The organism is Pseudomonas sp. GM33 (assembly GCF_000282295.1).
Taxonomy (GTDB): domain Bacteria; phylum Pseudomonadota; class Gammaproteobacteria; order Pseudomonadales; family Pseudomonadaceae; genus Aquipseudomonas; species Aquipseudomonas laurylsulfatiphila.
The window spans coordinates 1-24,400 of the sequence record NZ_AKJO01000176.1 but is presented as its reverse complement, the minus strand read 5'-3'; the positions used below and the strand labels follow the sequence as shown (position 1 = coordinate 24,400).

The following is a 24,400-nucleotide window of genomic DNA, read 5'->3' as shown; positions in this document are numbered from 1 at the left end:
CCGTTGAGCGTAAAGGTTGCACAAACTGAATATTCATGCAATAAAATGCAATCTGTCGAGGGCGATAGCGCTACTGCTCCCCGTAACGTCTCAGGACGAACGGGAGCAAAAGGTTGAGGACTTCGTCTCGCCAATATTGTACTTTGTATTTACGATGTACAGAAATGGAGCCGGTTCATCACGCACAGGCTTCGAAAAAATTCAGTTCAAACAATAAGTAAGGGGTATGCGATGCGTATTTTGGTTCTTCCTGGTGACGGTATTGGTCCAGAAATCGTTGAATCTTCGATGTCGGTGCTCAAGGCTGCCAACACAAAATTCGATCTGGGCTTGAGCTTCGATTACGACGATGTCGGTTTCACAAGCCTGGATAAATACGGCACAACTTTGCGTGATGAAGTGCTGGAAAAGGCCAAAAGCTACGACGGCATCATTCTCGGCACCCAGTCGCACGCCGACTATCCAGTGCCTGAAAAAGGCGGTCGCAACGTTTCTGCCGGTTTCCGTATCGGCCTGGATCTCTACGCCAACGTACGTCCTGCTCGTACTCGTCCATTCCTGACTTCCAACATGAAGGAAGGCAAGACCATGGACCTGGTGATCATGCGTGAAGCGACTGAAGGCTTTTATCCAGATCGCAACATGAGCCGTGGTTGGGGCGAAGTGATGCCGACTCCGGATATGGCTTTATCCACACGTAAAATCACTCGTCATTGCAGCGAGCGTATCGCCCGCCGTGCATTCGAGCTGGCTATGAAGCGTGGCAAGAAAGTCACCGCTATTCATAAGGCCAACAGCTTCCACATGACTGACGGTCTGTTCCTCGAGTGCGTTCGCGATGTAGCGAAGGACTTCCCGGAGGTCGCGCTGGACGATCTGCTGGTCGATGCCTCCACTGCCCACCTGGTACGTAGCCCTGAGCGCTTCGACGTTCTGGTCGCGACCAACTTCTACGGCGACATCATCAGCGACCTTGCCAGTGAACTGTCGGGCAGCCTGGGTCTGGCCGGTTCCATGATGGCCAGCGACACTCATTGCTGCGCCCAGGCCCAGCACGGCTCTGCGCCGGATATCGCCGGTCAGGACAAGGCCAACCCGGTTTCGATGATTCTGTCCGTTGGCATGCTGCTGCAGTGGATGGGCGAGCACCACAATAAAGAAGCGCTGATCAAGGCCGGCCTGGAAATGGAAAAGGCAGTGGATGTTGTGCTGCAGGATCCTAAGCAGCGCACGCCTGATCTGGGCGGCTCCAGCGGTACCAAATCGTTCGGCGAAGCTGTAGCCAAAGCCATTCTGGGCTGATTGAAACGGGCGGCATGCCAGGCATGCCGCCCGTTGTCTGGAATGTTGCGGATCTATAACAAGAAATCGCCTGTTCTCCTTTTGGATATCCAAAGGAGGAGGGCACGAGGAGACCACAGTGAGTCAATTACTACTCGGTTGCATCGCTGATGACTTCACCGGCGGTACGGATTTGGCAAGTACGCTGGTACGTGGCGGCATGCGCACGCTACAAGTGATCGGCGTGCCGCAAGGGCCTCTGCCTGATGACATCGATGCTGTCGTCATTGCCCTGAAAAGCCGTACCGTCAGCCCGGAAGAAGCCGTTACTCAATCGCTCGAAGCGCTGGAATGGTTGCGTGCGGCAGGCTGCCAACAGTTTTTTTTCAAATATTGCTCGACGTTTGACTCGACCTCTCGCGGAAACATCGGCCCTGTCGCCGACGCACTTGCTGAAGCTTTGAACGTCTCGTTCGCTGTGGCTTGTCCTGCATTCCCGGAGAACAAACGGACGATTTTTAACGGTCATTTGTTCGTCGGCGATGTGCTGTTGAGCGAATCCGGCATGCGTAATCATCCATTGACGCCAATGACCGATTCCAATCTGGTTCGGGTGTTGCAGCAGCAGACGCTCAAACCGGTAGGTCTTGTTGCACATTCGGTCGTCAACAAGGGCGCGCAAGCCATTTCCGCGGCTTTCAATAGCCTCACTGCCCAAGGTCGAGGTTATGCCATTGTCGATGCGATCGATGATGAAGATTTGTATGCGATAGGCACTGCCGTGGCGGACCATAAACTGGTTACCGGCGGTTCTGGCGTTGCGCTGGGTCTACCTGAAAACTTCCGTCGTGCAGGCAAGCTCGGTCAGTCCGAAACGGCATCGGTACTGCCTGTCATCGAGGGCTTGGGCGCCGTTGTTTCCGGCAGTTGTTCGGTAGCGACGAATGGTCAGGTCGAGCACTGGCAGAAAACCCGTCCGAGCTTTTCCATTGATCCGCTGCGTCTTGCCAATGGTCATGATCAGGTTGCTGAAGCACTCGAATGGGCGAAGGATCTGATTCAAAAGGGCCCCGTCCTGATCTACGGGAGCGCACATCCAGAGACGGTCAAGCTTGCTCAGCAAAAGCTCGGTGTTGAGGCTGCTGGGCAGATCGTTGAGGACGCATTGTCCGCCGTCGCTGTCGGCCTCTACGGCATGGGTGTTCGCAAGTTGGTGGTCGCCGGCGGCGAAACATCGGGTGCGGTAGTCAAGGCACTGCAAGTCAAGGCTCTGCGAATTGGTGCGACCATCGATCCTGGTGTGCCCTGGACACTCGGCTTGCGCGACGACCCGGTTGCCCTGGCGCTGAAATCCGGCAATTTCGGCACGGTAGACTTCTTCGAGAAGGCATTGGCCAATGCGCCATGATCTGCTCAGCCTGGAAATCTTCATGGCTGTGGCGGAGCAGCGAAACCTGACAAAGGCGTCGCAGCTCTGCCATCTGGCGACCTCCGCAGTCAGTAAGCGGATCAGCGAGCTTGAAGAGAAGGTGGGTTCCCCGTTGTTCATTCGATATCCGCGCGGAATGGAGCTGACGCCTGCGGGGCAGTCGCTGCGCCATTACGCGTTGCAGGTGAACGAAACTCTTCAGAAGATGGACCAGGAGTTGAGTGAGTATGGTGCTGGAATCAAGGGCCATGTTCGATTGCACGCCATTACATCGGCGTTGGCCCAACAGCTGAGTCTGGATATCGGCAGGTTTATGGAAACCTACCCCGATATCAAGTTCGATATCGAGGAGCGCGTCGGTGCGGCAATCGTTCGAGCCGTGTCGGACGGTCGTGCGGATGTCGGCATCATTGCCGAACAGACGCCTTCACAAGGGTTGGAATCCGTTCCCTATCGCGTGGATGAGTTGGTGATTGCGGTTCCAGAACGGCATCCATTGGCGGCGCAGACGCAAGCCAGTTTCGAGCAAGCGCTGATCTTCGAATTCATTGGTCCTCACGTGGAGAGCTCGGTGCATTTGCTCCTGAGTGAACAAGCCGAATTGTTAGGTAAGCCAATCAGGCAGCGGGTTCGCGTTTCCAGCTTTGAATGCATGTGCCGGATGGTTTCGACCAATCTGGGCATTTGCATTTTGCCTCGCGATGTTCTGCGTCCCTATCTGCGTTCCTTCCATTTGCAGGCTGTCACGTTGGCCGAGCCATGGGCCAAGCGTCAGTTGAATATTGTTGCTCGACGATTCGAAGCGCTCCCTCCTACCGCTCGCGCGTTCGTCGCACACTTGACCGCGTGACAAGTGCTATCCATGTACCTGTTCGCTTTTTGAGATGACTTCATGTTCATTTACGTAGGCTGTCGTACCACTCGTGAAAGGAATGCCCGTGGCAACGGGATCAATGTCTACAGCGTCGATTCACAGACTGGGCGCCTGTCTCATGTGCAACTGGTTGATGGTTTGGTAAACCCTTCATTTCTTGCGATCAGTAAACAGGGGGATTTCCTGTACTGCGTCCATGGTGATACGGATCAGGCCAGCGCATTTAGCATCGGCGCCGATGGCGCACTGCGCTATCTCAATAGCCAATGCACCCATGGCCACAATCCCGCACACCTGGCGATTTCACCGGACGGCGCCTTTCTGGTGGTGAGCAACCATTACAGTGGTTCTGTTGTTGTCTTACCGATTCTCGATTCGGGAGAGCTCGGCGAGCTCTGCGATCAAGTGATGACGCAAGGGCCTATCGGACCCCATCGAATTGAACAAAAAGGCCCGAAACCGCATTTCAATCCATTCGACCCCAGTGGAAAACTAGTGGTCGTGCCGGATAAAGGTCTCGATCGGATCTTCACTTATCGATTCGACTCGCAATCGGGCAAGTTGCTGCCGACAGCCTGTCCATCGGTTGCTACTCGCAAAGGTGCAGGACCACGGCATGTGGCGTTTCATCCGGGATTGCCCGTTGTCTACTCGGTCAATGAGCTCGATTCGACTGTCGCAATCTATCGCTTCAACAGCGAAAGTGGTGAGCTGCAGCCGCAGCAGGTGCTCTCTGCGCTGCCGGATTCTTTCACGGGCGACAGCACGGCCGCAGAGATCGAGGTTGATAAGGCCGGGCGCTTCCTCTATGCCTCCAACCGAGGAAGCGACAGCATTGCGCGCTTCAGCATTGATCCCCAATCGGGCTGGCTGACATTCGAATCAGCGACGCCAACGCAAGGCCTCACTCCTCGATTTTTCGCTTTGTCGCCCGACGGCAGATGCATGTATGTGGCCAACGAGGACAGCGACACGATCGTGGTTTTCAGTGTTGACCCAACGACTGGCAGCTTGACCCCAACGGGTGAGGTGATTGAGACAGGGAGTCCAGTGTGCATGGTCTTTGGTGGCGCCAACGTATGAGAGCGTTTTTCACCTCAATGGGATTGTGGTGGGCGACACCGCTGGTTGGAGTGACCGGCGCACTGATTGCCAGTTACCTGAACTGGCCTTTGCCGTGGATCATTGGATCGATGTTGGCGGTTATTCTGGTGCGTTGCCTAGGCTGGCGGGTAGGGGAGATCCCCAATGGTCGATTGACTGGGCAATGGATGATTGCGACATCCATCGGTCTGCATTTCACACCCGCGGTGCTGGAGCAGATCCTGGGGCATTTCGCGATGATGCTGTTCGCGGCATTTCTGACCTTGTTGCTTGCCTTGCTCGGCATAGAGTTCATGCGGCGTCGAGGCATGGATCTGACGACTGCCTTTTTCGCCTTCATGCCTGCGAACTTTGCAGAGATGATTCAATCGGGGATCAGGCATAAGGCCAACGTCAGTCAGATCGCTGCAGCTCACAGTGTACGGCTCGTGCTGATTGTTCTTTGTGTTCCGCCCGCGATGTTTTTCAGCTCGAAAATCTCTCCATCGGTGGTTCATGCCCGATTGCCCAGTGATTGGTATTGGCTGCTGCCATTGTTGCTCGGCGGGGCGCTGACGGCGATTATCTGGAAACGGTACAAGTTGCCGAACCCTTGGATGTTCGGCCCGATGGCGCTGTGCGCGCTATTCACTGCCAGCTTCAATCTGCAGACGGCATTACCCGTTGAGCTGAGCCATTACGGTCAACTCATGATCGGTTGTGCGCTCGGAGGCTACTTTGATCGCCAGTTCTTCAAGGCCTCACCGACATTCCTGATCAAGGTTTCGGTGTTCACCTTGAGCATGATTGTTTGCACCTTGTTGCTGGCACTTGGGATCGGATATCTGCTGGGCTTTCCTTTGGTGACGCTGGCACTGGGCATGATGCCGGGCAGCAGTACGGAAATGTACCTGACGGCCGAAGCCTTGAACCTGGGCGTTGGCATCGTTACGGCAATGCAGATCATGCGCTTGATAGTGGTGATGCTCTGCGCTGAGCCGGTGCATAAAATCTGGTTGAAACGCCTTCGCCGCTGAGCAGGCAAGTGCGTTTCAACCCTTTATCGCAGCGGCCTCAATTGACTTGAAGCGGGGCAACCGTGACGTCACTTTGGCCGCTTGCGGCAAGTGCCTTGTTAACGAAGCCGTTGGCTTTCTGTTCTTCCAGGAATGCTCTGACGTACGCCGCACCCGTGACGCATCGCACTGGAACGCCCATTGCCTGGCGAATTGATGTGAAGTAGCCGTCCAGTACGCGCAATTCCTTGTTGGCCTCGGCGACCTTGAGCAGCGGTTGACGCACGCCCGCCGCCGCATCCAGGTTCTCATCGAGAAACAAGTCCACCGCTCCGGCAGAGGTTGGCGCGCGAACCAGAGTTGCGTGCTGTTGAGTCCGGCTCAGGTACAGATCATAAGCTGCACCCTTACCCACGGCGATCCGCACGCCGGGCTGATCCAGATCTTCCATCTTGCGGAATGGAGAGCTGTCCTTGACCAGATAGGTACCTTCGATAATCACGTAAGGTTCACTGAAGGCGACTTGAGCTTCACGCACAGGTTCGATGGCCAGGAATGCAATGTTCCATTGATTTTGCGCCAAAGCCTCGAACACCTTCCCTGCAGCATCGTAGGTGATGAACTCGACAGGAACGCCCAAGTGCTTGCCCAGTTCCACCGCCAGGCTGACAGATACACCTTGAGGTTGGCCCGTTTCGGCATTGCGCTGTGCAAGCACCGGGTTGCCGAAGTTGATGGCTGCTCTGAGCACGCCGGTCGGTGCAAGATCTTCAAGAACTTTTGCGGTAGGGGCGAGCATAAATGGTCTCCATGGAAATTGTCGTCGGCCCTGAGAGTAGGGAAGTGAGCAAGACCTGACAATTTCAGACTCATCAAGGCTGCGTTCTCCGTTGGCGAACGATGACTTGCTCATTGTTCAATTTTCTCCAGCTCGGCCTTTGGTTACGCTGGGTTCAACTGAACGACCGTATAGAGTCGTTTGCGTACGCACTCAACCGGTGAATGATAAGCCCATGATTTCAGCCATCGACGCACGTCATCAAAGTCATCTTCAAGTGGGCGACACCCGTTACGCCTACGTGGATCTGCACAAGATACTCACCCCGGACGAGCTCATTGGCTTGCCCTATTCAATCCGTATTCTGCTGGAGAATGTGGCGCGGTGCTCACCAGCGTCGCTGGACAACTTCATCGCATGCATACGCCAAGGGGCGCCGGCCTGCGAAGTGCCGTTTTATCCTAACCGGCTGATGTTCCACGACACGACCTGCCTGCCGGCGCTTGCTGACTTTGCCGGTATGCGCGACATGGTGGTGGAAATGGGTGGCGCACCGGAAACCATGAACCCGATGATTCCTGCGGTGCTGGTCATTGACCACTCGGTGATCGTCGAGCGCTACGCCGAAGCGGACGCGGTGGAGAAGAACCTGGACATCGACTACCGCCGCAACTCCGAACGCTACGAATTCATCAAGTGGGCACAGAAGAGCCTGACGAATTTCAAGGTGGTTCCGCCCGGTACCGGGATCATTCACCAGGTCAACATGGAGTCGCTGGCGACCGTGGTTTGGGAAAGCCAGACCGCCGATGGCCAGCCACTGCTGCATCCTGACGATATCGTAGCGACCGACAGCCACACGCCGATGATCAACGCCATCGGCGTCCTGGGCTGGGGTGTGGGTGGTCTGGAGGGGCAGGCTGCCATGCTCGGTGAGCCGGTGCCGATCAGTTTTCCTGAAGTCGTCGGCATTCGTTTGAGCAATGAACTGCGGCCCGGTGTGACAGCAACCGATCTGGCATTGCGCATCACGCAAATATTGCGTGCGAAGCGCGTAGTGGGCAAGTTCGTTGAGTTCTGCGGCCCTGGCCTGTCGAAGCTCAGTTGGGCGGCGCGAGGCACGCTGTCGAACATGGCCCCTGAGTATGGCGCCACGGTAGTGTTCTTCCCGTTCGACGACAGCACGATGGAGTACATGCACCTGACCGGTCGCAGCGAAGACACCATTGCGCGCATCGAAACTTACCTCGAAGCGCAAGGCCTGTGGCGCCACGACTCACTGCCCGAACCGCATTTCGATGACCTGATCGAGCTGGATCTTGCGGCCATCGAGCCTAGTGTTGCCGGGCCTCATCAGCCGCATCAGTGGCGCAAGCTGGCTGACGCCGCGCCATCCTTTCGTCAGGAAATTCTGGGTGAGCGGGAGGGCGTGATCGCTCGTGCCTCGGACGCTGAAGCCGAATACTTCGAGCCTTCGTTTGGCCAGGCCCTGACCCATGGCGCCATCTCCCTGGCGGCGATCACCAGTTGCACCAACACTGCAAACCCGAGCCAGATGATCCAGGCGGGATTGCTGGCCCGCAACGCTCAGCGTCGCGGTTTGCGCAGTAAACCCTGGGTCAAGACATCTCTGTCGCCCGGCTCACGCGTAGTCGCGGACTACCTGGAAAAGGCCGATCTGCTGAGCGACTTCTCGGCCCTGGGGTTCGACCTCGCCGGGTTTGGCTGCATGACCTGCATCGGTAACTCCGGCAGTCTCGAAGAACACATGGAGCGCTTCTCGGACCAGGGCCTCAAAACCGTGGTGGTGCTGTCGGGCAATCGCAACTTCGAGGGGCGGGTCAATCCTCGCGTACAGGTCGGCTATCTGGCCTCGCCGGCGCTGGTCGTTGCTTATGCGTTGGCGGGCACCATCAATATGGATATTCAGACTGAGCCGTTAGGACAGGATGCGGCAGGCAACGATGTGTACCTGCATGAACTGATGCCAAGTGAAGAGCAGATTCAGGCACTGGTCAGCCAGACCGTTCGCCCGGATTTGTTCCGCCAGCGTAACGCGATGCTGTGGGATGGCACTCATCACTGGCAGGCACTGTCAGCGAGTGGCAGCGTGCAGTTTCCTTGGGCGCCGAATTCGACTTACCTGCGCCGCCCCGTTTACCTGCAAAACGTCAAGGCCAAGGCTTCACCCGAGTTGTCGATTCATAGTGCAAGAACTTTGATGGTGCTGGGCGACAACGTCACCACTGACCACATCTCTCCGGCCAGTGCGATTCCACTCGAAAGCCAGGCGGGCCAGTGGTTGATCGAGCGTGGCGAAAACCCGGACGATCTCAATCAATACTCGACCCGCCGCAGCAATCACGAAGTGATGATGCGCGGTGCGTTCGTGAATCGAGCAGTGAAGAATCGGCTATTGGAGCAACAGCCGGGAGAGGGTGGTTTTGCAACGGCTTTTGACGGTTCGATCCAGCGCGTTTACGACGCAGCTCTGAGCTACGTTGCCAAGGATGTGCCGCTGGTGATCTTCGCCGGGTTCAACTATGGAGCGGGCTCCAGTCGTGACTGGGCAGCCAAGGCGCAAGCCACCTTGGGCGTCAAGGCTGTCGTCGCGCAGAGTTTTGAGCGTATCCATCGTAGCAATCTGATCGGCATGGGCATCTTGCCCATTACCTTCTCGGCAGGCGTCGACGCGACGAACTTGCAGTTAAAGGGGGATGAGGCGCTGGACTTCAACGGTCTGGAGACAATGCAGGTGGGGGCAAATCCGCTGTGCCTGGTGATCAATCGCGCGGACGGAAGTCAGACCTCGCTGCCGTTGATTCTGCAGCTGGATTCGCAACAGGAAATTCTCTACTTGAAGGAGGGCGGTATCCTGCCGTATGTCGTGCGCAAGGTCGTTTCGCAGGTGAATACTTAACTGAGGGGGATGCTTTGAAGGGCATGGCGAGATGCCGCGTTCGTAGATGCCTGGTAACGGTTTGGCCGGCATGCGCGCAACGGTTCAGGTACCCGTTGCGCAGACTGTGCTAAGGCCAGGGCTGTTGTAGCGCCAAAGCGGTTGTTTTATTGCTATTGCGCACAGCCGTCGAAACAAATTTCCAGGTCGAATCAGTCAGTTTTTAAGGTGTGACTCAAACCTGAAGCCGCCCTTCGCTGATGGCAACTGCAAAGTCTTCGGGGGTTGGGCTTTCCGGCCACTGCGCAACACCCTCTGGCAGCGAAATCCAGGGCTGTTTACGCTTGACCCAGATGTGTGCCAAGGGTGCCAAACGGTCCGCGCCGTGGAGTACGCCAGCCCGCAGCACACGCATGCCTGGGGCCGCGTCGGTCTCATTGAACAGCCGGGTGAAACACGTACCGCAGGCGTACTGCGTCGATGTATGTCCTTCTGTTGTATGGGTGTATGCAAGTGTGCTTCCCGATATCTCAATCGCCTGAGCTGGACAGAGCATATGTAATGCGAAGGCACTGCCACTCCAGCGTTGGCAGTTCAGGCAGTGGCATGCGTACAGCGGTGCAGATTCAATTTGCAGTTGAAGTTGGACTTGTCCACATCGGCATTGTCCGGTGAAACCCATGGTGTCGCTCCTTATACTGCTGCGCTACGAATGAGAGGTGCATCATCCATGTTCCTCGAACCCGGCAGAAGACAATAAACGGAGCAACCGTTGGTAAGAAATAGATGAGTGGCCTTGAATGGGAAAGCCAGCGAGTATTCCTGGCAGTATTGCGCAGTGGCAGCCTGTCAGGCGCCTCCAGATTGCTGGGAATTGCGCAGGCAACGGCTCGCCGACGTCTGGAAAGCCTTGAAGCTGGTCTGGGGGTGAAGCTGTTCACCCGAACCTGCGCAGGTCTAGTGCCTACTGCATCGGCACGTGGGCTTGTTCACCATGTCGAATCAATGGCGATGGCTGCCGAGGCGTTCAATCGCATGGCCAGCGCTGAAACGGACGTATCGTGCGGCACTGTCAGGCTCACCAGCAGCGCCTTTTTGGGTGTTGAGGTACTCCCTGGATTGATTCGCGAGTTTCATTACCAGCATTCAGCATTGAAGCTCGAAATCAGTATCAACGATTTGCTGGAAGACATCTCCCGACAGGAGTCAGACATCGCCGTACGACTCGTGCGCCCGAGAGAAACCGGAGTGGTCGTGCGACGCACAGGTGCTTTGCGAGTCGGCTTGTACGCAAGTGCCCAGTGCCTTGAACGCTATGGCGAGCCTGCAAGTCTCGATGCCGTGCGTCGCGCGCCGCTGATTGGCCCCGACCGACGCACCGCCGACCTGCGTCGGCTGGTCGAGATAGGACTGTGCGAGGCAGACCAGCCTTTCTCTATCGCTACCGATAATCACCTTGCTCAACTCGCTGCGCTGAGAAATGGCCTTGGGTTTGGCTTATGTCCAGCCACCGTCGCGGCTAACTATGGTCTGATCCGGATTCTGCCTGACAGCTTCGGCTTCGACGTTGATGTTTGGATTGCCATGCACAATGACCTGCGTAAAGTCGGGCGCATTGCCAAAACTTTTGAAGCCTTGGGTGAGGCTCTGAATCGTTACTTGGAGGACAGTGGTCAGTCGTAACAAGCCAAGAGCGCCCCTTAATGACCGTCAGATATCGGCCGTCCGCTGACTATCGCGACCGGTTGAGTCCGCAGCTAACGCCTAAGCCGAAAGGGGCAAAAAATGGCCGGAACAGGCGCTCAGTATCGATAAAACGGTCGCATGAGCAAGGTTGAAGGGGGACAGTGACAACGATGTAAGAGGACGTTCGCCTCGCTAATCACCTCTGTGGCGAGCTGAATGGGCATTGTGATTAACAAGGCGAGTGACAACGCATTATTCAATGGAACATCTTGTGTTGCTTCTTGGAGGCATCACCACTTGACTGAGAACACCCGACGCAAGTCTTCGATTGCCTCTTCACCTAGCGGTGCAGGCTTCGGATTGCTCATCATCCAGAGCTTTGCCGTTTCCTCAAGCTCCTCCAACGCAAAGCTGGCTTTTGATACTGAGGTTTCCCAAACCACTGGACCTAGCCGTTCCAGCATGACGCCGCGCACATCGTTGGCCAATTGCGCAACTTGTGCCGCCACATCAGGAGAGCCGGGGCGCTGATAGGCGATCAATGGGATGTGGCCGACTTTCATGATTTGGTAAGGCGTCAGTGGAGGGAGGATGTCGTCGTTTTTCCAGACGCCGGCGAGCGTCAAAGCCACGAGCGACGTCGAATGTGTGTGCACTACACCATTCACTTCCGGGTTGCGGTCGTAGACCTGACGATGCAGCTCCAGGGTTTTCGACGGCTTGTTGCCGGATACCCAGGTGCCGTCCTTGCTGACTTTCGCGATTTCTTCCGGCTTCAATCTTCCCAGGCAGGCGTCGGTGGGGGTGATCAACCAGCCATCTTCCAGGCGTGCACTGATATTGCCTGCGCTACCCACGGTATAACCACGTTCGTACAGGCTTTTGCCGACGGTGCAGATTTCTTCACGCAATTGTTCTTCGGTGCTCAACTTGTGCTCTCCTCGAGAAGTGATGTGAGGCCAGTGCCGATGCCTGAAACTGAACGGTTGGCTTCGGCGGATTCAGGTCGTAATTTCAGAATCGGCGATTTGTGAGCGAAGGATCCACTCAGGTGCTGTTTCATGAGATGCGCGGCTTCAAGGTTGTTGCCTTGCTCCACCAGTTCGATCATCCGGATGTGTTCGGCGCACTGTTTGAAAAGGCGCTTGCGGTCGATCATCGAGCGATACTCGATCAAGCGCCGCATGTTGTTCATCTGCACCAGGATCATGTGATAAAGCGGGTTGCCGGACAGCTTGATGAACTCTTCGTGGAAGCGAATGCCATTTTTGAGCAGAACATCAGCCGGCAGGTTATCGATGCCGCCGTTGAGCATGTCCTGCTGCTCTTTTTTCAAGCGCTGGAGCTTGCTCAGGTCGTGATGGTAGGTCGGCTCCAGCAGCGCCGCCGGCTCGATCAATGAGCGCACCTTGTAGATCTGTTCGAGAGTTTCCGGTGTTTTTGCGACGTCCAGAAAGCGCCAGCCATAACCCGGTTTCGGCTCGGCCCAACCGACTTTTGCCGCCCGGTTGAGAATGTCTATGACCTGGGCCTTTGTCAGGTTGTAGCGAGTGCGCAGAAACTGCTCTGTCACTTCGTTGGGGATTGCATTGTTCAGCCAGTCTTCCGAGAGGCGGTAGTATTCGTCCGGCTCTTCAAGCGGAAGCACCTCATCGTGGATTTGTGACGGATCCTGCACGAGTTCCAGCACGAAGAACCCACGATTTGGCAGTTGTTCGAGAATGTTTTGCTCGGAGAGCAGCACCAGCGCTTCGCGTGCAGGGGAGCGGGAGACGTTGAACTCGTCGGCGACTTTTTGTGCGCTCAGATGAGCACCCAGGGCCAGCTTGCCTGTCTGGATTTTCTGCCGGATTTCAGCAGCGATGCGTAGTACGAGGGCGCTTGAGGCCATATTTTGATCACTTACAAATAGGGTGGCGACGATCACTGTCCGCAGTAGTGGCTAGTGAGAGCGAATGAAGCATGGCTTGATTCGAACAGGTTTCGTCGCTGATGACTACTTTTTAACGTGGCATTATGCAAAAAATTGCATTGGCTAAATTTTGAAGTGGCCCACCATGCTGTTGAGCTCGACAGCCAGATGGCCAAGGGATAACGAAGCGTCAGTGGTTTGTTGCGAGCCCGTAGCCGACTGAACGGATAGATCACGGATATTGAGCAAGTTGCGGTCAACGGAACGTGCAACGTGCGCTTGTTCTTCTGTGGCCGTTGTGATCATTAGATTGCGTTGATTGATGTCGTCATTGGCGGCGACAATTTCTGCCAGCGCGCTTTGAGTGGATTGGGCCAAAGACAGCGTGAGGCGGGTGTTCTCACTGCTGCTGAGCATGGTTGAAACGGCGGTATCCGTTCCGCTTTGGATGCCACTTATCATCTCTTCGATTTCCCGCGTCGACTGTGCAGTGCGGTGGGCGAGGGCGCGTACCTCATCTGCAACGACGGCAAAACCTCTTCCCGCATCGCCTGCCCGAGCCGCTTCAATAGCGGCGTTGAGTGCCAACAGGTTGGTTTGTTCAGCGATCGTGCGAATGACGTCCAGTACCTTGCCAATGCGTTGCGACTGTTCGGCCAGGCTTTCGATCTGCTCCGAGCTGAGTTGCACATCTCGGGTGAGCGTCTCTATGGCGTCCAACGTTTCGACCATGCGTTGCTGCCCTTTCAGTGCAATGTCCCGTGACGCCACGGACAGCTCGGACGTGGACAGCGCATTACGGGCGACTTCTTCAATGGCTGCGGTCATTTCGGTCACCGCGGTGGCTGCCTGCTCAATCTCGGCGTGTTGCTGTTGAATATCCTGACTGGAGGCTTCCGTGACCGTGTTTAGTTGGGCAGTGGCGCTGGTCAATTGGCGGGATGAGCCTGAAATCTGTCCCAATGTCTTTATCAGATTGCTTTGCATGGTCGCCAAGGACTCGAGCAGACGAGTAGCTTCATCGTTGCCCGTTGGTTGAATGGGCTGGCTCAGATCACCTTCGGCAATTGTTTTCGCGGCTTTAACGGCCACATTCAAGGGAGCAGTGATGCTGCGAGTCAGTAGCCATGCCACCAGAATTGTCCCGATACCAACCAGGATGATGACCAATGCCACGCCTTGGACGGCGCGTTGATAGGCATCAATCGACTCGTTACCTGCCATCTCTGCGCCTTGGTTTGAACGGTCGATGAGGTCTTCGAAGTTTTGCGTCATCTGATCGTAGGAATCCCTGATCGTCATCAGAAATTCCCTAGCGCCCGTCTTGTCACCCTTGCGAGAAAGCGTGAGCAATTCGAGGTGATTTTTTGCATACACGTCAAGGCTGGCATTGAACGCGCTCAACCGTCCCTTATCGTCCTCGTTCGTGAGCAACTGGGCATAGATCTGCATTTGCTCGCGAACCTGACGCAACCGCCCGGCGGTTTTGTCCTCGTAAGACTGCATGTCTTTTTCGCTGACCGAAAGAATGTGCTGCATCGATCCCATCCGGTAGCGGTTCAGTGCGGCATTCGCCGCCCCCAGAGCACGTACCCGTTGAAGCCAATTGTCCTTTATCTGAGTCGATTGGACCTGCACTTCATCGATCTGACGTAGCGCGAAGACCCCTAGCGCAATGCTCAGCGCGGCAATGATGACGAACCCGAGAACCATTCGACTGGCGATGGAGAGGTGTCTTGGCAGCATGATCAGTATCCCTTCGGCAGAGTAGTGCGATCCGGGTCGTGGCCGGATGCGTGTATTTGTGCTGACTAAAATAGCATTGCATTTTGGTGTGTCAATGTGCCAAGATTTTTTAAGCGTTTTTTCGATGGCGCTTACCTGGGTACTGGGTGTTAGCACGAAAATATTGAGGTAAAAAGCTATTTTTCGGTCCCTGGCAGTTTTAGCAGTCAATAGGATTGCTTTGCGCTGATTGATTATTTGCACGCAAATAATCACAAGCGCATCCAGATTTCCTTTGCGTTCAATAATAAAACCCTGTTTGAGGAAGCATCTGTCATGCAGCGCAGAACCAAGATCGTGGCCACGTTGGGGCCAGCAACAGAATCATTCGAAGCCCTCGAGGGATTGGTGAAAGCGGGCGTTGATGTCGTGCGCCTGAACTTTTCCCATGGGAAGGCTGAAGATCACATTGCTCGTGCCCGGCTGGTGCGTGAGCTGGCTGCCAAACATGGTCGTTTCGTGGCAGTACTGGCCGATCTGCAAGGTCCTAAAATTCGCATCGCACGGTTTGCGCAAGGGAAAGTCGTTCTCGAGAAGGGGCAGCAATTCATTCTCGACGCTGCGCTGGACAAAAATGCCGGGGACAATCAGCGAGTCGGAATCGACTACGAGGCCTTGATCACAGACAGCCGCCCAGACGACATTCTGTTACTCGATGACGGGCGAATCGAGTTGAAGGTTCTGAAAGTCGAAGCGACGCAATTGATCTGTGAAGTCCTGATAAGCGGGCCGCTGTCCAACAACAAGGGGATCAATCGCAAAGGCGGTGGACTGTCGGCATCGGCGCTGACCGAAAAAGATTTCGCCGATATCAAGACGGCTGCATACATGCAGGTGGACTACCTGGCTGTTTCGTTTCCACGCGACGCCTCGGATATGCACCTGGCTCGTCGCCTGATGCAGGAGGCGGGAGGGCAGGCCGGCCTGATTGCCAAGATTGAACGCGCAGAAACCGTCAATGACCTGCGAATTCTCGATGAGATCATCGAAGCATCTGAAGGCGTGATGGTGGCCCGGGGTGACCTGGGGGTGGAAATCGGTGACGCGGAACTGGTAGCCGTTCAAAAGCTGATTATCGAACGTGCCCGCACGCTTAATCGTGTGGTGATCACTGCCACTCAGATGATGGAGTCGATGATCACGCAGTCAATGCCGACTCGTGCAGAAGTGTTCGACGTTGCCAACGCAGTGCTTGATGGCACCGACGCCGTGATGCTCTCCGCCGAAACCGCGGCGGGTGCCTATCCGATCGAAACGATCGAGGCCATGCACCGGATCATCATCGGCGCAGAAAAGCATCCTCAGTCCCATCGTTCCAAACATCGCGTCGACCAGGTGTTCCACAAGATCGACGAGTCCATCGCGATGTCCGCCATGTACGCGGCCAACCATCTGCACGGTGTCAAAGCCATCATCTGCATGACGGAAAGCGGCGATACACCTCGCTTGATGTCGCGCATTCGCTCGCACCTTCCGATCTTTGCGTTCTCTCGCAATCTGGCCACTCAGAATCGCGTCACGTTGTTCCGTGGTGTCGCGACCATTCCGTTCGACAGTGACGACTTCGCTCCTGAAATGGTGAATGAGAAAGCGGTTGAAGAGTTGACCCGACGCGGTGTGGTGAAGGCCGGTGATCGCGTTCTGATTACCAAAGGCGATTACGCCAACGCCCAAGGTGGGACCAATTCCCTTCGAGTCGTGTGCGTTGGCGAAGCCATTCGCTGAGTGAGGATGCTTTGATGAGTGAAACCCGTTCAACTGATCACGAAGCCGTGGATAACCACGATTTTGGGTCGTGGCCACGCGATTTCGATTTTCGAGCGCAGTACGCAGAACAGCAGGAGCTGCTGACGCCGCAAGGCGAAGAGGTAACGGCAGTGAACCATTCGAAGGGGACAAATCATGCTTAACAAGAACAGCCGTATCCAACACATCCTTGCCCGTGAAATTCTGGACTCGCGAGGCAACCCCACCGTCGAAGCGGTTGTGACCCTCGCGTGTGGCGTCAGTGCAACGGCCAGCGTTCCCTCCGGTGCGTCCACGGGTTCCCGTGAAGCGCTCGAGCTGAGAGACAATGCATCGCGTTACATGGGTAAAGGGGTGATGCGCGCGGTCGAGAATGTGAACAACCCGATTCGTGAATGCCTGATCGGACTGGATGCCCTGAATCAGCGCGAAATCGACAATGCGATGATTGCCCTGGATGGTACCGAGAGCAAGAGCATTCTGGGAGCCAATGCGATCCTCGCGGTGTCCCTGGCCACCGCCAGGGCTGCGGCTGCGGTCAAGGGTGTTCCGCTGTACGAACACTTGGCTGCGCTGTATGGCTCACCGGGCAAATTCAGCATGCCCGTTCCGATGATGAACATCATCAACGGCGGCGAGCACGCTGATAACAATATCGATATTCAAGAATTCATGATCCAGCCAGTCGGAGCCTCGTCGTTCCGCGAAGGCCTGCGTATCGGCGCCGAGGTGTTCCATTCCTTGAAGAAGGTTTTGTCGGAACGCGGCCTGAGCACCGCGGTGGGGGATGAGGGTGGGTTTGCTCCTTCACTTGCCTCCAATGAAGAAGCATTGATTGTTATCAAGGAAGCCGTAAGTCGAGCGGGTTACGAGCTGGGCAAGGACATCACGCTGGCGCTGGATTGTGCTGCCTCCGAATTTTACGAGGACGGTAATTATGTACTCGCCGGCGAAGACCAGTCATTCAATTCGGCAGGTTTCGCCGATTACCTGGCGATGCTTTGCGACAAGTACCCGATCATTTCCATCGAAGACGGGATGGATGAAAGCGATTGGGATGGCTGGGCGGGACTGACTCAGAAGCTCGGCCACGTGCAACTGGTGGGCGACGACTTGTTTGTGACCAACACCAAAATTCTGCGCGAAGGCATTCAGAAAGGGATCGGTAATTCGATCCTGATCAAGTTCAACCAGATCGGCACACTCAGCGAGACGCTGGACGCCATCCGAATGGCGCAAGATGCCGGTTACACCGCAGTTATTTCCCATCGTTCGGGTGAGACCGAGGACACCACCATTGCCGACCTCGCCGTTGCCACTCGCGCGGGGCAGATTAAGACAGGCTCTCTGAGCCGCTCGGATCGTGTGGGTAAATACAACCGATTGTTGCGTATAGAAGAGGCCTTGCAAGAGCGAGCGCCTTACAACACGGCCGCGCTTCTGAACAGGAAAGCCTGAATCATGCAGACCTCTTCTCACAAAAAGAAACTGGTTATCGGCAATTGGAAAATGAACGGCAGTAGCGTGGCCAATGCTTCGTTGCTGCGCAGCTTACTTCCGGTGATTTCGCGCTTTGAAAGCGTTGAAACGGCAATTTGCCCACCGTTTCCCTACCTGACGACCGTAGCCGATCTGCTGGATGATTCTGATGTTTCGCTGGGAGCCCAGAATCTCAGCACCCATCTGTCAGGCGCACATACCGGAGAAGTCAGTGCTTCGATGCTCCAGGACATCGGCTGCCGCTATGTGCTCGTGGGGCATTCGGAGCGCCGTGCGCTTTATGCAGAAGATGATGAGCTTGTGGCAAAGAAGTTTGCTACCGCGCTTCGTGCCGGACTCATCCCGGTTTTGTGTGTGGGTGAAACACTTGCTCAACGTCAGGGGGGTGAAACAGAGGCAGTCGTCACCCAACAATTGAGTGCAGTACTGAAGGCAGTGGGCATTCAGGACCTGGTCAAGGGTGTGATTGCCTATGAACCTGTATGGGCCATTGGTACTGGCGAAACCGCGACGCCAGAGCAGGCTCAAGCTGTTCATCGGTACATCCGGGAATGGCTGGCTGAACAGGATCGCCCGGCCGCCACCGATTGCCGGATTCTGTACGGCGGGAGTGTGAAGGCCGAGAACGCCAAGCAATTGTTCGATCAACCGGACATCGACGGTGGCCTGATCGGCGGAGCTTCGCTGGATGCGATGTCCTTTGCTGCCATCTGCTGGGCGGCTCAAACGGCGCCGGCTGCCGAACCCATCGCGATCTGAATTCTATTTGAACGTGCAAAGCACCATGTGCCGGGTTCTTTCTCTCCCGGCACTGCACAGTGTGCACAGAGGTATAAAAATGACGTTGAACAACCGACTTGAAACTCTCTTCCCGAGCGCGGACGAAATCCCTGCTGCATACCGTCCAGGACCTTCCATTGAACAGCGCGAATATCTGGTCAATGGCGAGCTGCGGTTGTGGGACGGCGCGCTCGCTCCCGTCCGCAGCCCTGTATGCCTAAAAAAGGAATCGGGTCATGAGTCCGTGATTTTGGGCAGTACCCCACTTCTGGACGCGCAAACGGCCATGACCGCACTGGATGCAGCGGTACAGGCCTATGACCGTGGCCAAGGCGTCTGGCCAACCCTGCGTGTGGTCGAGCGTATTCGGCACGTGGAGTCTTTCCTCAGCCGCATGCGTGAACAACGTGAAGCGGTAGTGAAACTATTGATGTGGGAGATTGGCAAGAATCTCAAAGACTCGGAGAAAGAGTTCGATCGCACCTGCGACTACATCGTTGACACGATCAATGCCCTCAAGGAACTGGATCGTCGCTCCAGCCGTTTCGAGCTCGAACAAGACACCTTGGGCCAGATCCGCCGCGTTCCGCTGGGCGTAACGCTGTGCATGGGGCCTTATAACTATCCCCTGAACGAGACGTTCACGACCTTGATCCCTGCGTTGATCATGGGCAATACCGTCGTGTTCAAACCGGCCAAATTCGGTGTACTGCTGATTCGACCTTTGCTTGAGGCATTCCGTGACAGCTTCCCGGCCGGGGTTATCAACATCATCTACGGCAGCGGCCGGGAAACCGTCAGCGCTTTAATGGCCAGCGGCAAGATCGATGTTTTTGCGTTCATCGGAACCAACAAGGCTGCCAGCGACCTGAAAAAGCTGCACCCTAAGCCACACCGTCTGCGTGCCGCGCTGGGTCTGGATGCGAAAAACCCGGGCATCATCCTGCCCGATGTCGATCTGGATAACGCCGTTTCCGAGGCTGTTACCGGCTCGCTCTCGTTTAACGGACAACGCTGCACTGCGCTGAAAATCCTGTTCGTTCATGAAAACGTCGTTGACACTTTCCTCGACAAGTTCCAGGCGAAGCTGGCCCAGCTGAAACCGGGTATGCCGTGGGAGCCAGGTGTCGCTTTAACGCCCCTGCCAGAGCCAGGCAAGACTGATTTTCTGACCGGGCTTGTGGCCGATGCTGTCAGCAAAGGCGCCAACGTCGTCAACGCCGGCGGGGGAGAAGTCTGTGAGACGTTCTTCTACCCTGCGGTGCTGTACCCGGTGACTTCCGACATGCGTGTGTACCACGAAGAACAGTTCGGGCCGGTTGTACCTGTGGTGGTTTACCGTGATCTGGAAACAGTCATCGAATACGTCCTCGATTCCGATTTCGGCCAGCAGCTCAGTATCTTCGGCAAGGATTCCGCGCAAGTGGGTCGTTTGGTCGATGCCTTCGCCAATCAGGTGGGGCGTATCAACATCAACGCGCAATGCCAGCGCGGCCCAGACAGCTTTCCATTCAACGGTCGCAAAAACTCTGCCGAAGGGACGCTATCCGTGCATGACGCCTTGCGCGTGTTCTCCATTCGCACGCTTGTCGCCACCAAGTTCCAGGAAAGCAACAAGGAACTGGTCAGCGACATCATTCGCAATCGCGAGTCGAGCTTCTTGACCACTGACTACATCTTCTAGGGGGGCACGATGACTACGCGCTCTTTGATTATTCTTGATGGTGTTGGTATTCGGCAGGCTACTGAATCGAATGCTTTCGCCGTAGCGAGAAAGCCGACGTTTGATGCGTTGCTTAAGCGTTTCGCTAACGGCGAAATCGAAACGTCAGGTCTTGCTGTTGGACTGCCAGAGGGGCAGATGGGGAACTCCGAGGTTGGCCACATGAACCTCGGCGCGGGGCGGGTGGTTTACCAGAGCCTGACCCGAATTGATAAAGCGCTCGCGCAAGGAGAGTTCTCACAAAACCCGGCACTACAGGCGTTGCTCCAAGGGGTGAAGAGTCGCGATGGTGCTGTGCACGTGATGGGGCTCCTTTCTCCGGGCGGCGTGCATAGTCATATCGATCAGATTATCGCGGCTTGTGGTTGCCTGGTTGAGCAGGGTGTCGAGAAAGTTTATGTGCATGGCTTTCTCGATGGCCGAGACACGCCGCCCAAGAGCGCTTTAGCCTCGCTTGAGGCTTTGGAAAACGCGTTTGCGAGACTGGGCGCCGGACGCATTGTTTCGCTGGTCGGTCGCTACTATGCAATGGATCGCGACAACCGCTGGGGTCGCGTGGAATCGGCCTACCGATTGATTGTCGGCGGCGAAGCCGAACATCAGGCTGAAACGGCGTCCGTAGCGTTGTCTGCCGCTTACGAACGTGGGGAGTCGGACGAATTCGTCAAGCCAACCACGATTGGGCAGTCCGTCAGTGTCGGTGCGGATGACGCCATGATCTTCATGAACTTTCGCCCCGATCGGGCGCGGGAGTTGACCCAGGCGTTGATCCAACCGGATTTCACGACCTTCGAGCGGCCGTTTGTGGTGGCCAAGGATCGCTTGCTCACATTGACGCAGTATTCCGAAGAGCTGAGTTGTCTGTGTGCATTCCCTCCCGAAGCTATTCACAACAGCTTGGGGGAACACTTGGCCAGACTTGGGAAAACGCAATTGCGCATTGCCGAAACCGAGAAGTACGCCCACGTGACGTTCTTTTTCAACGGCGGTAGAGAGCAGCCTTTTGAGGGTGAGGAGCGAATCCTGATTCCGTCGCCTGACGTTGCTTCCTACGATCTGCAGCCTGAGATGAGCGCCCCGCTGTTGACTGACGAACTGGTCAACGCCATCGCTGGCGGCAGATTCGATCTGATCGTTTGCAACTATGCCAACGGCGATATGGTAGGTCATACCGGCTCCTTCGATGCTGCCGTCAAGGCGGTCGAGGTGCTCGATGAATGCCTGCGTCGCGTAGTTGAAGCAACCCTCGCAGCTGGTGGTGAATGTTTGATTACCGCCGACCACGGCAACGTTGAGCAAATGCTCGATGCGACGTCTGGCCAGGCCCACACGGCGCATACCTTGAATCCGGTGCCGCTGATTCTGGTCAGTGAGCAACCAGGGCGACACGGTCTGAAGAATGGCCGGTTGTGCGATATCGCTCCAACCCTGTTGCAGATGCTGAGTTTGCCGATTCCGTCTGAGATGGATGGCAACTCGCTTCTCACCGTCTGATTGGCTGACAGGTGCCATCAGTGCATCGCCGCACCGACGATTGGTTTGGTCGCCCCCGTCGAGGCGATGTGGCTTACCACGACTCGCTCATTTGAGCATGCGGGCATCACCGATTTTGGTGATGCCTTTTTTTCTGGGCAATCGAGAGTTTTGACGTTATGGAATGGTTTCTCAATCCGGAAATCTGGATCGCGTTTTTTACCCTGACAGTGTTGGAAATCGTTTTGGGTATCGACAACATCATCATGATTTCGATTTTGGTCAGCCGCATGCCCAAAGCCATGCAGCCCAAAACCCGCTTCTTCGGTTTGGCACTGGCCATGGTCACGCGCATTCTTCTGCTACTGTCCATCACGTGGATCATGCAACTGACTGCCGATCTGTTTAATGTCTTCGATCAAGGGATTTCGGGGCGTGACCTGATTCTGTTCTTCGGAGGATTGTTCTTGCTGTGGAAAAGCAGCAGCGAAATCTTCCAGGAACTGGAAGGTGGCGAGGAGGGGGAGTCTGAGTTTGGTAAAAAAGGTGCGGGCTTTCTGAGCACCATCATTCAAATTGCGATCATCGATATCGTCTTTTCGCTGGATTCGGTGATCACAGCTGTCGGAATGGTTTCTCATGTACCGGTGATGATCGCCGCCATCGTCGTCGCGGTGCTGATCATGATGCTTGCGGCCGGGGCGATCAGTGCGTTTATCGACAAGCATCCAAGCCTGAAAATGCTGGCCCTGGCATTCCTGATTGTCGTGGGCGTCGTACTGATTGCTGATGCAATGGGGATGCACGTACCGAAGGGCTACGTCTATTTTGCAATGGCATTCTCGCTTGCGGTCGAGGCATTGAACATTCGCTTCAGGACGCTGAAGGCTGCGTGAGTCCGTCGCAGACGGGGCAGGGACGCCCCGCTGCGGCAAGTTTTTTCAGATACAGACAGGACAGTCGCCAACGCGTGGCCATCACCTCGACCAAGAGGTTGCACCGTTGGTAGGGTCGCCTTCAGAAAGCATCTGTTTCATGCGTTCACGTTCATCGACGCCGGGCAGTACCCCCGTGGTCGTTGCCTTCAGCACGATGACACCCTGTGCGTTGGAAGCACTGATTTCGGCTTTTGCGTGACCGCGCTCATCGATGTTCACAAGAAGCCAGTGACAGCTGATCTGTTCTCCTGGGTAAACCGGTCGTTTGAACTCAAAACTCATTCCTTTGGCCAGCCAACCGATTTGTCCGCCGATTTCGGCAACGAGGCTGGCTGTCAGTAGACCGTGGGCTACAGGTGCCTTGAACCCGCGAATCGATGCGTAATACGCGTCGCAGTGAACAGGATTGTAGTCCCGAGAGATCTGCGCGAATCGGCGGACATCCTCATCCGAAAAACAACGATCGATGGTGAAGCGGTCTCCGACCTGAAGACCTTCGGCAGCACGTTCTCTGAGGCTTTTCATAGCGGATCCTTGGGCTAGAAAGTGTGCTCGGGGCCGGGAAAAGTACCAGCACCTACATCCAGTGCAAAATCCTTCGCCGCGTTGTGAAGAGCCGAGCGAAGATCGGCGTATTGCTTGACGAAACGCGGCATGCGACCGGTGCGCAGTCCGGCCATATCCTGCCAGACGAGGACTTGGGCATCGCATTGGTTTCCCGCGCCGATACCAACAGTTGGAATCGAAACCGCTTCGGTAATCGCTCGACCCACATCGCCCGGCACCATCTCGATCAAAATCGCGAACGCGCCTGCGGCTTCAAAAGCTTTGGCACTGTCGATCAAGCGCTGTGCATCTTCGCCCCGGCCCTGGACACGAAAGCCGCCCAATTGATGTTCGAACTGTGGCGTAAAGCCGATGTGGGCCATGACCGGTATACCTGAACTCGTCAGTTTCTCGACCTGAGGCAGCATCTCGATGCCACCTTCCAGTTTGACCGCGTGGGCACCGGCTTCTTTCATGAAGCGCACGGCGGTATGGAAACATTGCTCGGCCGAGGCCTGATAAGAACCGAAAGGCAGATCGGCAATCACCAGGGCTCGCTGAGTGGAGCGACTGACCGCCCGAACCAGCGGAATCAGTTCATCAACGGTTACCGATAGCGTGGACTCATTACCGTAGACGTTGTTGGAGGCAGAGTCGCCCACCAGAAGAACCGGTATACCCGCGTCTTCGAAAATGGCAGCGCTATACATATCGTATGCAGTGAGCATCGCCCATTTCCGACCTTCCATTTTCATTTGTTTCAGATGCGGTATGCGTACTCGGGTCGCCGCTTGGGCGTGAGTTGCGTTGCCGTAAGGTGCGGGCTGATCGCTCATGAATATTGCCTCGATGAAAAAAGGATTAATCCAGTATCTGCTCGGCGAGCAGAATGACTGCGATGATGATCATTGCCGCGCCAGAGAAGCGGCTGACGAACCGAGCCGCTGCGGG

21 protein-coding genes and 1 pseudogene are annotated in these 24,400 nt (G+C 55.9%); 14 read left to right on the top strand and 8 right to left on the bottom strand.

The genetic code is table 11. The features are described from left to right. Positions 1-231: 231 nt before the first annotated feature. The 5 genes from PMI26_RS03630 to PMI26_RS03650 all read left to right on the top strand — a co-directional run bounded on the left by PMI26_RS03630 (position 232) and on the right by PMI26_RS03650 (position 5,704). A complete protein-coding gene (locus PMI26_RS03630) occupies positions 232-1,302 on the top strand; it encodes an isocitrate/isopropylmalate dehydrogenase family protein (protein WP_007979423.1) in 1,071 nt (356 codons plus the stop codon). A 118-nt stretch (positions 1,303-1,420) separates the two neighbouring features. Continuing rightward, entirely contained in the window at positions 1,421-2,689 is a 1,269-nt protein-coding gene (otnK, locus tag PMI26_RS03635) for a 3-oxo-tetronate kinase (RefSeq protein WP_007979422.1), read from the top strand. After that, positions 2,679-3,560, top strand: coding sequence for a LysR family transcriptional regulator (locus PMI26_RS03640; protein ID WP_007979420.1), 882 nt, complete (start codon positions 2,679-2,681; stop codon positions 3,558-3,560). Before otnK ends, PMI26_RS03640 begins: the two co-directional genes overlap by 11 nt. A 42-nt stretch (positions 3,561-3,602) precedes the next feature. Next, entirely contained in the window at positions 3,603-4,667 is a 1,065-nt protein-coding gene (locus PMI26_RS03645) for a lactonase family protein (RefSeq protein WP_007979418.1), read from the top strand. Continuing rightward, entirely contained in the window at positions 4,664-5,704 is a 1,041-nt protein-coding gene (locus PMI26_RS03650) for an AbrB family transcriptional regulator (protein ID WP_007979416.1), read from the top strand. The genes PMI26_RS03645 and PMI26_RS03650 overlap by 4 nt, the downstream gene beginning before the upstream one ends. Positions 5,705-5,741: 37 nt before the next feature. Here the strand turns inward: PMI26_RS03650 and PMI26_RS03655 are convergent, their stop codons facing one another. Next, positions 5,742-6,482 carry an ABC transporter substrate-binding protein gene (locus PMI26_RS03655; protein WP_007979415.1) on the bottom strand — a complete coding sequence of 247 codons (741 nt, stop codon included), beginning with the start codon at positions 6,480-6,482 and terminating at the stop codon, positions 5,742-5,744. Positions 6,483-6,696: 214 nt separating this feature from the next. Here PMI26_RS03655 and acnA point away from each other — a divergent pair, with 214 nt between their 5' ends. Further along, a complete protein-coding gene (acnA, locus tag PMI26_RS03660) occupies positions 6,697-9,381 on the top strand; it encodes an aconitate hydratase AcnA (protein ID WP_007979413.1) in 2,685 nt (894 codons plus the stop codon). A 214-nt stretch (positions 9,382-9,595) separates the two neighbouring features. Here the strand turns inward: acnA and PMI26_RS03665 are convergent, their stop codons facing one another. After that, positions 9,596-10,042, bottom strand: a complete 447-nt coding sequence (locus PMI26_RS03665; protein ID WP_007979412.1) for a GFA family protein — start codon at positions 10,040-10,042, stop codon at positions 9,596-9,598. 104 nt (positions 10,043-10,146) lie between these two features. Between PMI26_RS03665 and PMI26_RS0129870 the strand changes: the two genes are divergently transcribed. Then, positions 10,147-11,043: a LysR family transcriptional regulator gene (locus PMI26_RS0129870; RefSeq protein ID WP_033048340.1), complete on the top strand. Its 897-nt coding sequence runs from the start codon at positions 10,147-10,149 to the stop codon at positions 11,041-11,043. A 293-nt stretch (positions 11,044-11,336) separates the two neighbouring features. Here the strand turns inward: PMI26_RS0129870 and otnC are convergent, their stop codons facing one another. The 4 genes and pseudogenes from otnC to PMI26_RS32425 form a co-directional block, all read right to left on the bottom strand. After that, entirely contained in the window at positions 11,337-11,975 is a 639-nt protein-coding gene (gene otnC / locus PMI26_RS03670; RefSeq protein ID WP_007946566.1) for a 3-oxo-tetronate 4-phosphate decarboxylase, read from the bottom strand. Further along, positions 11,972-12,937: a GntR family transcriptional regulator gene (locus tag PMI26_RS03675; RefSeq protein ID WP_007979408.1), complete on the bottom strand. Its 966-nt coding sequence runs from the start codon at positions 12,935-12,937 to the stop codon at positions 11,972-11,974. Before PMI26_RS03675 ends, otnC begins: the two co-directional genes overlap by 4 nt. 144 nt (positions 12,938-13,081) lie before the next feature. Continuing rightward, entirely contained in the window at positions 13,082-13,945 is an 864-nt protein-coding gene (locus tag PMI26_RS32430) for a methyl-accepting chemotaxis protein (protein WP_443200856.1), read from the bottom strand. After that, a pseudogene (locus tag PMI26_RS32425) lies at positions 13,943-14,704 on the bottom strand (MCP four helix bundle domain-containing protein); the annotation flags it as partial. The pseudogene PMI26_RS32425 and the gene PMI26_RS32430, both read right to left, overlap by 3 nt. A gap of 315 nt (positions 14,705-15,019) precedes the next feature. Between PMI26_RS32425 and pyk the strand changes: the two are divergent. From pyk to PMI26_RS03710, 7 genes are all read left to right on the top strand, one after another. Then, positions 15,020-16,468, top strand: coding sequence for a pyruvate kinase (gene pyk / locus PMI26_RS03685; RefSeq protein WP_007979404.1), 1,449 nt, complete (start codon positions 15,020-15,022; stop codon positions 16,466-16,468). A 14-nt stretch (positions 16,469-16,482) separates the two neighbouring features. After that, a complete protein-coding gene (locus PMI26_RS31685) occupies positions 16,483-16,653 on the top strand; it encodes a hypothetical protein (RefSeq protein WP_007979402.1) in 171 nt (56 codons plus the stop codon). Then, complete coding sequence (gene eno, locus PMI26_RS03690; protein WP_007979399.1) at positions 16,646-17,947, top strand: phosphopyruvate hydratase; 1,302 nt, start codon at positions 16,646-16,648, stop codon at positions 17,945-17,947. The genes PMI26_RS31685 and eno overlap by 8 nt, the downstream gene beginning before the upstream one ends. 3 nt (positions 17,948-17,950) lie before the next feature. After that, on the top strand, positions 17,951-18,748 hold the full coding sequence (gene tpiA / locus PMI26_RS03695; RefSeq protein ID WP_007979397.1) for a triose-phosphate isomerase: 798 nt from the start codon (positions 17,951-17,953) through the stop codon (positions 18,746-18,748). Positions 18,749-18,827: 79 nt separating this feature from the next. Continuing rightward, positions 18,828-20,453 (top strand): NADP-dependent glyceraldehyde-3-phosphate dehydrogenase, encoded by a 1,626-nt coding sequence (locus PMI26_RS03700; protein ID WP_007979395.1) that lies wholly within the window; start codon positions 18,828-18,830, stop codon positions 20,451-20,453. A gap of 9 nt (positions 20,454-20,462) precedes the next feature. Then, on the top strand, positions 20,463-21,986 hold the full coding sequence (gene gpmI, locus PMI26_RS03705; protein WP_033048337.1) for a 2,3-bisphosphoglycerate-independent phosphoglycerate mutase: 1,524 nt from the start codon (positions 20,463-20,465) through the stop codon (positions 21,984-21,986). Between the two features lie 158 nt (positions 21,987-22,144). After that, the gene (locus PMI26_RS03710) at positions 22,145-22,861 is read left to right on the top strand and encodes a TerC family protein (RefSeq protein WP_007979391.1); all 717 of its coding nucleotides are present in this window, start codon (positions 22,145-22,147) and stop codon (positions 22,859-22,861) included. Positions 22,862-22,942: 81 nt separating this feature from the next. On the opposite strand, the gene PMI26_RS03715 is transcribed toward PMI26_RS03710, so the two are convergent. Together PMI26_RS03715 and panB are read right to left on the bottom strand one after the other, a co-directional pair. Next, on the bottom strand, positions 22,943-23,428 hold the full coding sequence (locus tag PMI26_RS03715) for a MaoC family dehydratase (protein WP_007979390.1): 486 nt from the start codon (positions 23,426-23,428) through the stop codon (positions 22,943-22,945). A 14-nt stretch (positions 23,429-23,442) separates the two neighbouring features. Continuing rightward, positions 23,443-24,285 carry a 3-methyl-2-oxobutanoate hydroxymethyltransferase gene (gene panB / locus PMI26_RS03720; RefSeq protein ID WP_007979388.1) on the bottom strand — a complete coding sequence of 281 codons (843 nt, stop codon included), beginning with the start codon at positions 24,283-24,285 and terminating at the stop codon, positions 23,443-23,445. Positions 24,286-24,400: the final 115 nt, after the last annotated feature.